The sequence below is a fragment of the Streptococcus sp. HMSC034B05 genome (assembly GCF_001809055.1).
GTDB lineage: Bacteria > Bacillota > Bacilli > Lactobacillales > Streptococcaceae > Streptococcus > Streptococcus constellatus.
Map to the genome: position 1 here is coordinate 35,679 of NZ_KV795608.1, position 15,085 is coordinate 50,763.

The window sequence follows — 15,085 nt, forward strand, 5'->3', positions numbered from 1 at the left end:
AACGAGAGAATCTTAAAACTCTCTCGTTCATCTATTCCTTTTAATCCGTCACTTTCTTTCGCCAAAGGAGGGTTGCACTTAGGATGACAAGCCCTACAACAGCTACTTCAGCACCTGTTGTTCCTGTAGATGGTAAAATTCTCTTTTTAGTTGGTTTATCATCTCTATTTGGTGAAGTTGTGCTGTCACCAGAAGGTTTTGGCTCAGTTGGTTGAGTCGGCGTCGTGTCATCTTTTTTCTGACTAAAGTCAAGCTGTGCAATGACGGGATCATGGTCTGATGCCCGACCGTGTTCTTCCATGAAAGAAGCATTAATGTGAACTGGTGAGAACACTGTTTTATCAGCAATATTTTTTGAAACAAAGATATTGTCTAAACTTTGATTGCTACCACGGTAAAAATAAGAATAGCGGTCTGTTGCGTCGTGATTCAGCATCATATTGACTAATTCATTACCAGCCACTGCTTTGGCAGTTTCTGAAAATTCAAAGTCATTAAAGTCACCAGTCAAGACAAACTTCAAATTAGGATTTTGCTTTAAACCTTCTTTAACAAAAGCATTCAACAACTTCCCTTGCTCAATCCGCTGTGCTAATGTATTTTGCACTGCTGGTTGTTTAGAACCATATACTGCATCATCACCGAGTTTGGATTTTAAATGATTGGCAATCACGACAATATGCTCGCCCTTAAATTCAAACTCTGCTGCTAAAGATTTTCGAACTTTCGTAAAGGCTGGATTGGTTGGATCGATCCTTGCAGGATTTTTCACCAAATGCCCATCTTTGAAGGCAGCTGCTTCTGTGCTACTTCCTGCTTCACGCTCAACTAACTTCACTCGTTGAGGATTATACAAGTAAGCCACACGAATATTGGAGCCCGGCTTTCCACCATCTGCTCCATCAACAGGGGCGACTTCGGTATATTTGTATTCTTTGCCACCTAATTGTTTAATTTTAGCAGCCAGTTTTTCACCGCTTCGCACACCGCTGACAGTACCATCATTAACACTTCCATTATTGTCTTGAACTTCTATAAGGGTAATAATATCTGGACTGTGAATTTCGTTGATAAAAGATTTAGCAATTTTTTCCACTTTTGCATCAGGCGTCTCACCTGCTGCATTGTTTGCTGAGAAGTTTTCAATATTATAAGAAGCAATAGTCAATTTATCTTCACTTGGATAAATCTTAGAAACCTCTCTTTGTAGACCGCCATCTTGCAGATCTGGCAACTTCGTTGGCTCCAACTTATAAACCTTGCTGCGATAAGTTACAACACCAGAAACATCTTCATTAAAGTAATCTTTAGCTTTTGCAATATATTTATTCCCAACATAAACGGGGATAGTTGCTGTATTTTGGACATTAGGGCGAAGGTTGACACCACCGATATTATTGAGCGGCAGCGCTTGATAACCATTCGGCAAGAGATAAATATCTCCTCGATATTGTGGGCCAAGCACACGAGGTTTTTTCACTGTTGTCAACATACCCTCCAGACTTTCCCAATAATCCAATGCATCATGTTCTGGATCATAAGTAGTCGGAGTATTATCCACGATATCTTTTGGCATACGATCTGAAATATTAACTGGTTCTGGTAGTGCGGCTGTACCGTTTTTCGTTACCTTAGAAGCAAACAATTGTGTTACAGTTAAGCTGTCAGTTGGTTTACGGAAAGTTTGTCCAGGACGAACACTGAGTTCTTCCATATAACCTTCTTTGATTTGACCTTCAATCGTCAACTGATCACCAACTGCAACCTTTTCTTTTGAGACGACATAAATAGCATCCGAGGTCTTAGCATTGCCATCAGCTTTGAGATCTTGTACATAAAAGCCATACCGATCTGTCTTTGTTACAACAACATTTGAAACCTTGACTTTCTTCCCATTATAAGGTGATTCATGGGCTTCCCCTTGTATTTGACCGATATTTGCCACTGTTGTAAATTCAGAAGTTGTAACATGGGCTTCACCGCTTGCAGCTTCTGTCTTAGGCGTCTCTTCGCTTGTATTACTTGGCTCATTCGTATTGCTCGTTGAACTGTCAGAAATTGCTTCTGATGGCAGTGATTGTGTCGTTGAAGCAACTGAGCTAGATTTCGAAGTCGTTACAGATGATTCTGAGCTCGAAGATGAAGAACTTGTCTCATTCGCCTGAGCAAGAGGACTTACAACAGTGCTAGCGAGCAAAATAGCTGTCGCAAACAAAACAGGTAATTGTTTTGATGTTTTTTTCATATATTCTCCTTTACATCATAAATTGGAAATCAGCTTTCCTTGAGATGTATTTCTACCGTAACTATTATAAATAAAACGGAAGAATATTGCAAGCGCTTTCTCTCGAGCTTTAAAAATCGGCTGAATGATTCAGTCGATTTTGGAATTTCTTACTGTATCTAGCGCTTATTCACAATAATTGCCAAACTTTCATAAGGTCTCAAGGTCACAACTGCTGCTATTTGAGCTACCTCATAATTAGAAAGGAGGACTTCACCATTCTGGTACTCCGGTAACACGTCTACTGTAATCGGATCTGAGTAGAAGTTATTGAGCACTAACAGTTTTTCATCACCCAATTGACGCTCGAAGGCATATACTTGCTGACTATCTTCATAAGCTGGTTTGTAGCTGCCCTCCGCTATAAGAGGCAATTTTTTACGAAGAGCAATCAATTTTTGGTAAAAAGTAAAAATTGGACCTTGAATTTCATTATTAACATTGATTTCAGAGTAGGATTTAGCTGCTTTTAACCAAGGTGTTCCACTTGTAAAGCCAGCATTTGCTGAATCATCCCACTGCATAGGAGTTCGGGAATTGTCACGAGACTTGACCTGAATAATCTTAAACGCTTCTTCTGGTGTTTTGCCAGCATTTAATAGCATTTGATAAGCGTTGAAAGATTCGACATCTGCATAATCTTCCATGCTGTCATAGTCGGGGTCAATCATACCGATTTCTTCTCCCATATAGATATATGGCGTTCCGCGAGACAGATGAATGCTTGCCGCAAGCATGGTCGCTCCTTCATTGCGAAAATTCTTAACATCTACAAAACGATTCAGTGCACGGGGTTGGTCATGATTATTCCAAAACAGAGCACTCCAACCGTTATGGTCGCTCATTTCTTTGCCCCATGTATGGAAAAGGCGCTTTAATTCTTCAAAATCAAAATTCTTCAACGTCCATTTTTGTCCATTTTCATAATCTACTTTTAAATGGTGAAAATTGAAAGCCATAGATAATTCGTGGCGTTCTGGAGCTGTATAAAGAATACAATTTTCAATGTTCGTAGCGCTCATTTCACCAACAGTCATAATAGCCTCATCCGTTCCAAAAGTCTCCTCATTCAACATGTGAAGATACTCGTGTACGATAGGTCTATCAGTATAGGCTGGCTTCCCGTCATTCTCCGGACAATTCTCTAATATTTCATCCTTCCCGATGACATTAATAACATCAAAACGGAACCCCTTCAAACCCTTATCTAACCAGAAATGAACAACTTTAAAAAGTTCTTCACGGACATGAGGATTGTGCCAATTGAGATCAGCCTGCGTCACATCGTAAAGATGCAGGTAATACTTACCCGTGTCTCCAAAAGGAGCCCAAGCGCTGCCGCCAAACTTAGACAACCAGTCTGTCGGCTCATCACGTAGGAAAAAGAAATCCTGATAATAGTTATCTCCAGCCAAGGCTTTTTGAAACCACTCATGCTCTGTCGAACAATGGTTGAGCACCATATCCAACATAAACTCGATACCATATTCTTTTCCAACTTGAATCATTTCTTCAAAGTCGTCCATACTCCCAAAGAGTGGATTTACCGCAGTATAATCAGAAATATCGTATCCATTGTCATGCTGTGGACTAGGATAGAAAGGATTGAGCCAAACCATATCCACCCCCAACTTAGCAAGATAAGGAATTTTTTCAATGATCCCTTGTAAATCTCCAATACCATTTCCTGTAGTGTCTTTATAAGATTTTGGATAGATCTGATAGACTACTTTTCTTTTATCGAATGTCATTTGTTTTCCTTTTCTATTTTACAAAAGAAAGAGATGGGGCTTACGCTCCCACCCCTGTATAGTTTTATATTGTATCACGAATTTCTTCAAACTTCATACTTATCAGAGAAGAATATTTTATTGCAGACTATACTTTGTTCAGTTACTCATTCACCTAGCTCAGTCTACCTGCGACGAATGTTAGCCAATTCGTGTAGCCATCATGAGCTTATCACCAAGTTCAATCATCCGTGGAAGTTGACCACGTTCATCTGCTTGAAATTGATCTTGGTTGGTGATAATCACCGGCGTTTCTGTCACATAACCTGCTTCTTTCATTGCTGACATGTCAAAAGAAATCAACTTATCTCCCACACTAACTTTATCTCCTTGAGCCACATGAGCTTCGAAGCCTTTTCCTTCTAAATTCACCGTATCCATACCGATATGCATCAATAACTCGACACCTTCATCAGAAACGATTCCTACAGCATGTTTAGTTGGAAAAAGCACTGACACAACTCCATTTACTGGCGCAACAAGTTCACCTTCGCTCGGTTCAATTACTACACCTTGTCCCATGACACCTTGTGCAAAAACAGGATCAGTTGCTTGGCTTAATTCTTTCACTTCTCCAGCAAGTGGGCTAGCAATTTCTGCAAAATCCACTTTTGGAGCTGCTTCTTTTGCTTCTTCAATGGCTTCAATTTGCGGTGATTTGACACTTTCATCTTCTGCTTTTGTAAACACACCTGTCTTACGGAAGAAGAATGTCAAAATCATCGGTACTGCAATAGCCACCAGCATGACAAAGAAGAATGGCAGCATGTATTTCGCTTGAATAGACAAGATACCCGGAATCCCACCGATTCCGATAGCATTTGCTGTAACATTAAATGTTACAGACAAGAGGCCTGCAATAGAAGAACCAATCATCCCTGCCACAAATGGATAAACATATTTCACATTAACTCCAAATAGTGCCGGTTCTGTGACTCCAAGATAGGCAGAAATTGTTGCAGGTAGGGAAATCTGTGCTTCACGTTCACTACGACGATTCATCAGATAATAAGCAAATACAGCTGACCCTTGGGCGATATTTGACAAAGCAATCATTGGCCATAGAGCTGTGCCACCTGTATCGGCAACGAGCTGTGTATCAATAGCATTGGTCATATGATGCAAACCAGTGATAACAAACGGAGCATAGAGAGCACCAAATATCGCACCAAAGAGCCATTTAACGGGACCAGTCAACCCTGCAAGCACTGCTGTTGACAACCATTGCCCAAGTGTCCAACCGATAGGTCCAAGAACTGTATGAGCTAAAATCAATGCCGGAATTAATGATAAGAAAGGCACAAAAATCATGGATACAACTTCTGGAATCCGTTTCCGCCAGAAAATTTCAAGATAGGAAAGAGACAGGCCTGCAAGTAGGGCAGGAATAACTTGTGCTTGGTAACCAATCTTTCTGACGGTAAAGAAGCCAAAATCCCAAACCCATTTTTTGGCAATTTCTGAAGCTGGCGTACCAGCTACTGAGTAAGCATTGAGCAATTGCGGAGATACCAAACAGATTCCCAAGACAATCCCAAGAATCTGACTAGTTCCCATCTTACGAGAAACCGACCAAACAATTCCAACTGGTAAAAAGTGGAAAATCGCTTCACCAGGAAGCCACAAGAAAGAGTTAACACCACTCCAAAACTGTGAAACATCCACAATCGTATTATAAACTGGTGTACCATCTTTAGCATACTGTGCTACACCATCAACGATCTTTTGCCCCAGAGCTTGAATCTGCACTCCTTCAAGAATATTACGAAATCCAAGAATTAACCCCCCAACGATAATCGCTGGAATGATTGGGGTGAAAATTTCCGCCAACATTGTCATCACACGCTGCACTGGATTTTGATTGCTCTTAGCAGCGGCTTTTGCTGCTTCTTTTGAAACACCTTCAATCCCTGATACAGCTGTGAAGTCATTGTAAAAAATTGGAACATCATTTCCAATAATAACCTGAAACTGCCCTGCATTAGTAAAAGTTCCTTTAACCGCCGGAATGGCTTCGATCGCTTTTACATCTGCTTTCTTCTCATCAGCTAGCACAAAACGCATCCGAGTCGCACAATGGCTAACTGCGGAGATATTCTCTTTGCCACCAATGGCATCTAATAAAATCTTGGCATCTTTCTCAAATTTTCCCATTTTCTGCTTGGCTAGGATCAACCTAACACTCTCCTTCTTTTTTTCATCATTGTACAATTGATGTTTTTATTGTAAACGATAGCAAAGATGTATGCAAGTTGTGTGTAGCATATTCCTCATGTTTTTGATAAAATTAATATAGTTGTATGATAAAAAACAAACAAGTTAGGGAATTATGAAGAAATATGAACAAATTTTTAAATTCATAGAACAAGATATTCTAAATGAAAAATATCAAGTTAATGATTATCTCCCTAGCGAGCATGAACTCGTCCAAACCTACAAAGTCAGCCGTGATACCATTCGCAAGTCACTTGATTTACTTCAAAAAGCTGGTCTTATCCAAAAACTGAAAGGGCAGGGCTCTAAAGTTACTAAACAAGAACAGATTGACTTTCCTGTCTCCAATCTGACTAGTTACCAAGAACTCGTGCAACAGCATGGGATAAATTCTAAAACAAATGTCATTCAGTTAGAAAAAATCACGGTTGATAAAAAGTTATCCAATCTCACAGGCTTTCCTGAATACCGTCTGGTATGGCGAATTGTCCGCCAGAGAGTAGTCGATGACGTCGCTTCCGTCTTAGATATTGATTACCTTGATAAGAGCCTTGTCCCTTCCATGACTCGAGAAATAGCAGAACAATCGATTTATGCTTATCTAGAAGGAAAACTAGGGCTGCACATTGCTTATGCCCAAAAAGAAATCACAATTGATCTAGCTACAAACCGCGATAAAATTTTGATGGACATTGAAAATGATCAACACGTCGTTTCTGTTAAATCCAAAGTCTATCTTACAGATGGACAGCAATTCCAATTCACAGATAGCCGCCATAAACTGGAAAAATTCCGTTTTATTGACTTTGCTAAGCGACAAAAACGCTAACTACCCCTCAGAAATACCACTTTCACAACTTAAAAAAACTAAAAGAAGCTGAGATTATTTCTCAACTTCTTTTTCTTCTTCTACTATTTCAGAGACTTCTACTTTGAGTTTTGTCACACGTCCATTTTTCACTTTATCATTGGTTAAAATGAGCTTTTTATTCTGACTTTCTACTTCATAACTCAAACGTTCCTTAGCATCCGGTATGGAGCCAACACCCGTCAGATAATAACCAGCAATCGTATCAACATCATCACTTTCCAGTTCCACTTCAAAATACTCATTAAAATCATTCAAACTCATGGTTCCAAGGACAAAGTAAGTATGATCAGAGACCTGATAAACTTCTACTTCAGCTTTATCTGTTTCGTCATCTATCTCACCGACAATTTCTTCCAATAAGTCTTCAAGCGTTACTAAGCCAGACATACCACCATATTCATCTAGCAATATTGCCATTTGATTTTGGGTATTCCGCAACTCTGTTAACAAGTCATCTACAAAAATCGTTTCTGGCACAAAAAGCGGCTCTTGCAAAATCTTTCGCAAGACAATATTATCAAATCCATTGGTAAAAGCCTCATTTAATAGACGCTTGGTGTGAATCAGTCCAATAACATTGTCTTTGTCATCATCATAAACCGGAATCCGTGAAAAGTTCTGCTTCAAAATACTTTCAATAATTTCCTTGGTATCATCATTGATATCCACCATAAAAGCATCGGTACGAGGAACCATCACTTCACGCGCCATCATCTCATCTAGTGAAAAAATTCCTTGCAACATTTCAATCTCGTCAGCATCCAGGGTTTCTTCACTATTCGTTAGCATATATTCAATCTCATCACGAGTCATTTTCTCATCAGCATCGTCAAAGGTCATCGGCGTTATCCGACTAAGCAGATTAGTGGAGGCTGATAAAAGCCAAACAAAGGGACCAACAATTTTCCCTAAGAAAATGATAACTGGTGCTGTACGAACTGCTAGAGCATCTTTGAGATTCAAAGCAATTCTCTTTGGATATAATTCCCCAAAAACAATAGAAACATAAGTCAAAATAGCAACAGATAAGAAGCTTGCAATCGCTCTTGCTGTCTCAGAATTTCCCATCCAAGAAGCAATTTCCCGACCGAGTGTATTAGCCAAACTAGCTCCTGATAAAATTGTAATCAAAGTAATTCCAACTTGAATGGTGGATAAAAAATGATTAGGTTTTTCCAAGACTTTCAATAAGCGAATATATTTTGCATCGCCTTCTTCAGCCTTTTGCTCCACACGAGCGCGGTTTAAAGACACCATAGCCATCTCAGCTGCTGAAAAAAAGGCGTTTAATAGTGTTAAAACCAATAATAGTAAAGCTTGCAGTAACAAGGTCTGACTGCTAGGGTCTTCCATGAATGTTCTCTCCTCATATATAAGTAATCTTAATTATAGCATACTTTTTGACTTCTTGCACAGGGAGTATTAAAAAGAAAAATTTGGAAGGAAATTACAAAGAAAATTATTTATTAAGATTCTAAATTTTGCAAAACGGTTTCCAGGCGTGAGATTGCATCAACAGGAAGCGCCGTTTTCGGGTATTTTTGGTTGAAAGCAAGCAAGAAATTTAACCGTACCTGCATTCTTTCTCTGATTAATTGTTTATAGCGAGAATCAAAACTTGGAACAGGATAGCCCTCACATTCCATATATTCAAAACCTTCCAACGAGCCAAATGGTTTAAAAATTGCCTCTTCATCAACAATTTTTTCAATAATACTCAGACTAATCTCTTTTGAAATTCCTTTTCCCATATAAAATCCAGTATTGATAATATAACAGTCGACACCAGATTCAAAAAGGCTGCGAAATTTCCGATAGTCTTCTACCAACGGATACACTCTAAATGGATTGGCATAAGGTTCAATCACCAAATCATCATGCTTGCCAATCACATTTTCAGCGTTAGAACGCTTGGTCATCAATGTACACCCCATCGTAGAAGCCATCAGCGGATCATTGATTTTAACTAAAGGCGGGAGAGAATCGTCTTTCATAATCCAGAAAATAGCTTGGATAGATTCATCAATTCGATCGACCCGATTTGGCGTTGCAAAACGAGACTTGACTGTCCGACCATTTCCGTTTCGAATATCTTCTGTCACTAATTTTTTTAATCCATTGTCATCTAGTGTTACACCACAATTCTGAACGGTCACAAAGAAATCTTGTTCCTTATGTCCAATTGGATAATCATTCGTTTTATCAAAATAGGATGGTTCCAAAGCAATGGACGAGCCATCTTTTATAGAAATAATAAAGGCGTCATCATGCAAAACTTTAATATCATATTTTCCATTGTGTTTGGCATGTGTCAGTGTGGATTTCCCTGAACCAGATAAACCAAAGAAAGACGCTACATAGTCTTGTTTCTCAGCTTCTTGTTTGAAAATTTTTAAACCGCCATGACACGCCACATAACCATTTCTGGCAGCTGTTGCCCAAGCTAAGGTTAAGGTTGCTTTTTTTAACTCACCAAAGTAATTTAAGCCCAGAATAGTAACACAATTATGCCGAGTGTCAAAATAAACCAATCCTTCAGGATAATCCGGATGTTTCCATTTTGGATCGAAAAAGACAAATATATCATTTTCATCATACTTTTTAGAAGCTCTCAACCGATTTTTAAATTCTTCATCTAAAATTTGGAAATTTAAAAGCCATGAATACAAATTATTGATTTCATCCTCGGGAACTATGAGATGAGCACAAGCCATAAAAGCCTCATCAAGCCCCACAACTGCATCTGCCTTATAAAATCTCCGATGATGAGCCTGGTAGATTGCACTACGTACAATTGAAAGCAGCCTTTCATCTTCCTCACTGTCTCTACCAAAAATCCGTCGAGCCTCAGCCGTTCGACCCACTATAGCTCCGGAATTTGTTAATAAAACGCGTGCATAAGAAGGCAAGCCTAGTTCCTTTGTATGAATCACAGGCATATCTAGGACAACTGTTCCAGCAGCTGTAGAAGCTAATTGATAGGCTTCTTCCACTGTTTTTATTGCAACAACCTGATTTTCATAAAAAGCTGTTTCAATTATTGCCTTCAAGGGAGAAAAATAAGAAGAATCTTTTCTTATTTCCTGCGGAGAATATTTACGACGTGTTACCATAAGTGCACCTCCTCTATCTTATTAGTTCTATTTTAGCATAAAAATACATTTTTAGTTTTAATAAAACGCATTATAAAAAAGAAGTCTTTTCCAGCTCGGAACGTAATTCAGATAACTTTAAAACAAAAAGTCTGGGATACAAATTTCCCAAACTCTTACAAGATATTGTTTTTATAACGAAGCGCAGTAGTTGAGAGTGGGCTGACAAAATCAATTGCTTTCGCAATACCGATTTTGTTTCCCTTCTTACTTGTTGATAATCCCATACTCTTCGTTTTTCTTTTGTTCCTGTGTTGATCGGTGATTATCATATAAATTTGCTAGGAACTTCGCAATTTCTTTCAGAATGGAATAAGTTGGAATTGCTACAATCATCCCAACAATCCCATAGATATTACTCGACAAAAGTAAGAGAACCATAATGGTAATCGGATGCACCTTCATCACACCACCTACAATTCGTGGGTAGAGAATATTACCATCAATTTGTTGCACAATGAGCATATAAAGAACAGCAATAACCATTTTTTGAGGGTCCATAATCAAATAGGTAATAATCATTGGAATTAAACCAATACTTGGCCCAATATAGGGAATTAAATTTGCAATAGCAGAAAAAATAGCAAATACCAAAGCATACTTCAAACCAATGATGCTATAACCAATGAAAGCCAACGTTCCTATAATAAAAGCATCAATCGAAATCCCACTAATATATCGTGCAATCGTTGCATTTAGATTGATCAACAGCTTACTGATATTCAGCTTATCTCGCTTCAGAACAGTTCTTTCCAACATCGGAAGCAATTTGTCTCCATCAATTAAGAAATAAACCAAGAAAATCGGTGTCATAATCAAGATTAAAAGCGTGTTTAAAACAGCTGACACAACACTTCCCAAGCTATTAGTTACACCATTTAGGATATTTTGTAAAATATCCACATAAGATAAATTTAACTGCCGCAAGATTGATTGAATATTAAAGTTTTTAAATAATTCATTCTGAGAAAGTTGATTAATCCACTTTTGTAACCCTTCATAAACATCCTGAGTAGAATTGATCAAACTGGTCAACTGCGTAATTAAAATAGGCAAGAGATAAATGATACCCAAGGTAATAAGCCCAAACAAAAGCACCAAGGTAATTAAAACACCAAAAATCCGCTTAACTTTCAGTTCTTTCTCCAAAAATTTCACCAATGGATTGGTTACATAATATAAAAAGCCTGCGATAAGAAAAGGAATTAAAACCGTATTTAAAACACTCACAAAGGGAGAAATCAGACCTTCCATTTGTCGCCAGATAAAAAAGATAATTGTCAGTAGTAAGACTTCGGTGGTCCAAAAAAATAACTTACTTTTATGAAACATACTGTTCCTCCTAACAGCTATTCTATCATATTTTCCAGGAAAAATGAGTGCTTTTTTAAAAATGAATCAAATTATTTTTTAAGAAGATGTACTTCTATCTCACAATTCCAAAAACTAGTTCATTTTTCTCACTTGCTTATAAATCATGATAACATAGACTCGTGATTCTAGAATAAAGGGTTCGCTAATAGATTTAAACCCAAATTTTTCATACAAACCAACAACCTACTCTTGCTCCTCTATCCGAATCTCTCTTTCAAGCCATTTTTCAGCACAAGTCTCCTGATTAACTTGCACCCAAGTCCTTGACTGCGAGCAAATGTCGCCGTTAGAACACAACCAAAGTAAATAGTTTCTCCCGTTCAAATATTCTCGTTATACAAAAAACTAAGCCCAAGTTAGTAAAAACGTTGAGCTTAATCTTTTCTGTTATTGTTCATTCCTTTATGTTGACCAGAGACTAAGTGTGTGCTCAGTCTCTTTATTTCGTTTCAAAACCTTCTGCAAGCACTTGCGCAAAATGTTCTTCAACAATTTCTGCACAGTGATCACAAACAATTGCATGATAGCTACGTTCTGTGACTGTTTCATCTACTCGACGGCAACGTTCACAAACTTGACCTACTGCATGCTCTACTGTAAAAGCTACATCCTCGAAAGCAACCGCATTTTCCGGGGCTATTTCATCTGCAATTGTTAATTCGGAAACAATGAGAAGTTGAGCAACATCACTATTAATCGCTTCAAGCAATGTTCTCACTACTTCATTTGGATAAACCGTTAAGTGAGCTTCCAAGGATTTTCCAATAACCTTTTCATTACGTGCTTCTTCCAAAGCTTTTTGAGCTTGACTGCGGAAGTTCATAAAGGCTGTCCAAGTATCCAACAGTTCTTCCTCATTAGGGAAAGTCTGCGCATCTGGCAATTCCGCTAACTGAACAAACTCTTCAGGTTCATGCTCTAAGTAAGACCAGATTTCCTCTGCTGTATGTGGAATAATAGGAGTCAACAATTTTGTAATGTTTACTAGAATATCATAAAAGACGGTTTGCATTTGACGACGTTCTAATGATTTAGCTGCTTCAATGTAAACAACATCTTTTGCAAAATCAAGATAGAAAGCTGATAAATCAACTGTCACAAAGTTTACAATTGCTTTATAAATATCTAAAAATTCAAAGTCCGCATAAGCTTTACGAATGGTCTTAATAAGTTGATTAAAACGAACAGTCATATATTTATCAACGGAGCGAAGATCATCGTAAGCAACAGTATCTTCTTTCGGATTGAAATCAGATGTATTGGCAATCAAGAAACGGAGGGTATTCCGAATCTTACGGTAAGTTTCAGAAACTTGGCTCAAAATATCCATAGAGATACGAACGTCGTTACTGGAGTCTACACTCGTTACCCAGAGCCGCAAGATTTCCACACCAAATTGTTTTTCAACATCACTTGGAGCAATCGTGTTGCCGAGAGACTTCGACATTTTCTCGCCTTTACCGTCCAAAGCAAACCCTTGTGAAAGAATTTGTTTATAAGGAGCCACACCATGATTTGCAACAGAAGTAATCAGAGAAGAATTGAACCAACCACGATATTGGTCTGAACCTTCAAGATACAGATCAGCAGGATAAGTCAATTCTGGGCGATTCACAACTACGCCATTCCAGGAAGAACCTGAATCAAACCACACATCCATAATATCTGTTTCTTTAGTGAATATACCATTCGGTGATCCTGGATGAGTAAATCCTTCTGGAAGTAAGTCTTTCGCTTCCCGTTGCCACCAAACAATCGAACCATGAACAGCGAAAAGTTCTGCTACATGCTCAATCGTTTCTTCTGTCATAATCGGTGTCCCATCCTCTGCATAGAAGATTGGAAGTGGCACTCCCCAAGCACGTTGACGAGAGATAACCCAGTCGCCACGGTCACGAATCATGTTGTAAAGACGCACTTTTCCCCATTCTGAGTGGAATTTAACCTTTTCAATCTCATCCAAGATTTCTTGACGGAATTTTGATACAGATGCAAACCACTGTGGTACGGCACGCCAGATGATTGGTTTTTTCGTACGCCAGTCAAATGGGTAAGAGTGAGAGATTTCTTCTTGAGCAAGGAGCAAGTCACCAAGTTTCTCAATAACAGTTGGTGCAACCTTGTCATAGAATTGGCCTTCAAAGTCAGGACCAGCATTTTCCATCATGATACCGCGTTCGTTAACAGTGACAAACACTTCCAAGCCGTTGGCAACACCGACATTATAGTCGTCCTCACCAAAGCCTGGTGCTGTATGGACAATACCAGTACCAGAATCTGTTGTAACATGGTCACCAAGGATGACAAGTTCTTCTACTTCAATATCCCACGGGTGTTCCGTCACGATGTGGTTCAACTCTTGACCACGGTAAGTAGCCAACACTTGAACATCAATCCAGCCAAATTTCTCAGATAAGCTATTCAACAATTCAGACGCTACAATAAACTTGCGAGTTTCACCTGCTGGCTGTACCAAAACATAATCAATATCTGCACCCACTGTCAACCCACGAGAAGCTGTGACGGTGAATGGAGTTGTTGTCCATACGACAATGTAAGTATCTGTATCTAGAACGCCTTTTCCATCTTTGACTTTGTTGGCGTAGTAAAGTGAAGTTGAAACCAAATCATGGTATTCAATCTCTGCTTCAGCAAGGGCTGATTCAGATGACCAAGACCAGTAAACTGGTTTCGCACCACGATAGATATAGCCTTTTTTCGCCATTTCTCCAAAAACACGAATTTGAGCAGCTTCATAGTCTGGAGTCAAAGTCACATATGGATGTTCCCAGTCACCTGAGACACCTAGGCGTTTGAAATCTTCACGTTGTTTATCCACTTGACTCAGTGCATAATCACGACAAAGCTTTAAATATTCTGCCAAATCCATTTCTTTTCGTTTCACACCTTGCTTCGCTAGAACTTGCTCGATTGGAAGACCATGCGTATCCCACCCTGGAATGTAAGGTGCATAATAGCCAGACATTGATTTTGAACGCACAATAATATCTTTTGAGATCTTATTCATAGCATGACCAACATGGATATTTCCATTGGCATATGGAGGTCCATCATGAAGTGTGAAATGCGGTTTTCCTTCATTCAATTCTTGACGGCGTTGATACAATTTTGCATCTTCCCATTCTTTTTGCCAAAGAGGTTCTTTATTCGGCAAACCAGCACGCATTGGAAAAGCTGTTTTTCCAAGATTAAGAGTTTCCTTTAATTTCATAAGTTCTCCTTTTTCATATTAGTAACATATTAAAATAAAAAAACCACAAATTCATCCAAAGGACGAAAATTCGTGGTACCACCTTCATTTAGACAAGAATAATATTCCTATCCCTCTTACTCGTAACGTGAGTTAGGCGCTAAATCTTACTGTTTTTCAGATCTAAGT

Annotated in this window: 8 protein-coding genes; 1 reads left to right on the plus strand and 7 read right to left on the minus strand. The window is 38.7% G+C overall.

What is annotated here, in order from left to right; all coding sequences use genetic code 11:
* Nucleotides 1-40: 40 nt before the first annotated feature.
* The 3 genes from HMPREF2542_RS04510 to treP form a co-directional block, all read right to left on the minus strand.
* Nucleotides 41-2,245 carry an endonuclease/exonuclease/phosphatase family protein gene (locus HMPREF2542_RS04510; RefSeq protein ID WP_070484420.1) on the minus strand — a complete coding sequence of 735 codons (2,205 nt, stop codon included), beginning with the start codon at nucleotides 2,243-2,245 and terminating at the stop codon, nucleotides 41-43.
* A 158-nt stretch (nucleotides 2,246-2,403) separates the two neighbouring features.
* Complete coding sequence (treC, locus tag HMPREF2542_RS04515) at nucleotides 2,404-4,035, minus strand: alpha,alpha-phosphotrehalase (RefSeq protein ID WP_058670229.1); 1,632 nt, start codon at nucleotides 4,033-4,035, stop codon at nucleotides 2,404-2,406.
* A 180-nt stretch (nucleotides 4,036-4,215) separates the two neighbouring features.
* A complete protein-coding gene (treP, locus tag HMPREF2542_RS04520) occupies nucleotides 4,216-6,228 on the minus strand; it encodes a PTS system trehalose-specific EIIBC component (RefSeq protein ID WP_058670408.1) in 2,013 nt (670 codons plus the stop codon).
* A gap of 175 nt (nucleotides 6,229-6,403) precedes the next feature.
* Here treP and treR point away from each other — a divergent pair, with 175 nt between their 5' ends.
* Nucleotides 6,404-7,117 carry a trehalose operon repressor gene (gene treR / locus HMPREF2542_RS04525; RefSeq protein WP_006267488.1) on the plus strand — a complete coding sequence of 238 codons (714 nt, stop codon included), beginning with the start codon at nucleotides 6,404-6,406 and terminating at the stop codon, nucleotides 7,115-7,117.
* A gap of 54 nt (nucleotides 7,118-7,171) precedes the next feature.
* On the opposite strand, the gene HMPREF2542_RS04530 is transcribed toward treR, so the two are convergent.
* The 4 genes from HMPREF2542_RS04530 to ileS all read right to left on the minus strand — a co-directional run bounded on the left by HMPREF2542_RS04530 (nucleotide 7,172) and on the right by ileS (nucleotide 14,917).
* The gene (locus HMPREF2542_RS04530) at nucleotides 7,172-8,512 is read right to left on the minus strand and encodes a hemolysin family protein (protein ID WP_058670228.1); all 1,341 of its coding nucleotides are present in this window, start codon (nucleotides 8,510-8,512) and stop codon (nucleotides 7,172-7,174) included.
* Between the two features lie 113 nt (nucleotides 8,513-8,625).
* Entirely contained in the window at nucleotides 8,626-10,272 is a 1,647-nt protein-coding gene (locus HMPREF2542_RS04535; RefSeq protein ID WP_058670227.1) for a phosphoenolpyruvate carboxykinase (ATP), read from the minus strand.
* Nucleotides 10,273-10,518: 246 nt separating this feature from the next.
* The gene (locus HMPREF2542_RS04540; RefSeq protein WP_058670226.1) at nucleotides 10,519-11,643 is read right to left on the minus strand and encodes an AI-2E family transporter; all 1,125 of its coding nucleotides are present in this window, start codon (nucleotides 11,641-11,643) and stop codon (nucleotides 10,519-10,521) included.
* A gap of 481 nt (nucleotides 11,644-12,124) precedes the next feature.
* Nucleotides 12,125-14,917 carry an isoleucine--tRNA ligase gene (gene ileS / locus HMPREF2542_RS04545; protein ID WP_058670225.1) on the minus strand — a complete coding sequence of 931 codons (2,793 nt, stop codon included), beginning with the start codon at nucleotides 14,915-14,917 and terminating at the stop codon, nucleotides 12,125-12,127.
* Between the last annotated feature and the right edge of the window lie 168 nt (nucleotides 14,918-15,085).

Excerpts from the sequence above, each read along its gene's own strand:
- HMPREF2542_RS04510 (WP_070484420.1), bottom strand. The coding sequence starts at position 2,245 with ATGAAAAAAACATCAAAACAATTACCTGTTTTGTTTGCGACAGCTATT.
- treC (WP_058670229.1), bottom strand. The coding sequence starts at position 4,035 with ATGACATTCGATAAAAGAAAAGTAGTCTATCAGATCTATCCAAAATCT.
- treP (WP_058670408.1), bottom strand. The coding sequence starts at position 6,228 with ATGGGAAAATTTGAGAAAGATGCCAAGATTTTATTAGATGCCATTGGT.
- treR (WP_006267488.1), top strand. The coding sequence starts at position 6,404 with ATGAAGAAATATGAACAAATTTTTAAATTCATAGAACAAGATATTCTA.
- HMPREF2542_RS04530 (WP_058670228.1), bottom strand. The coding sequence starts at position 8,512 with ATGGAAGACCCTAGCAGTCAGACCTTGTTACTGCAAGCTTTACTATTA.
- HMPREF2542_RS04535 (WP_058670227.1), bottom strand. The coding sequence starts at position 10,272 with ATGGTAACACGTCGTAAATATTCTCCGCAGGAAATAAGAAAAGATTCT.
- HMPREF2542_RS04540 (WP_058670226.1), bottom strand. The coding sequence starts at position 11,643 with ATGTTTCATAAAAGTAAGTTATTTTTTTGGACCACCGAAGTCTTACTA.
- ileS (WP_058670225.1), bottom strand. The coding sequence starts at position 14,917 with ATGAAATTAAAGGAAACTCTTAATCTTGGAAAAACAGCTTTTCCAATG.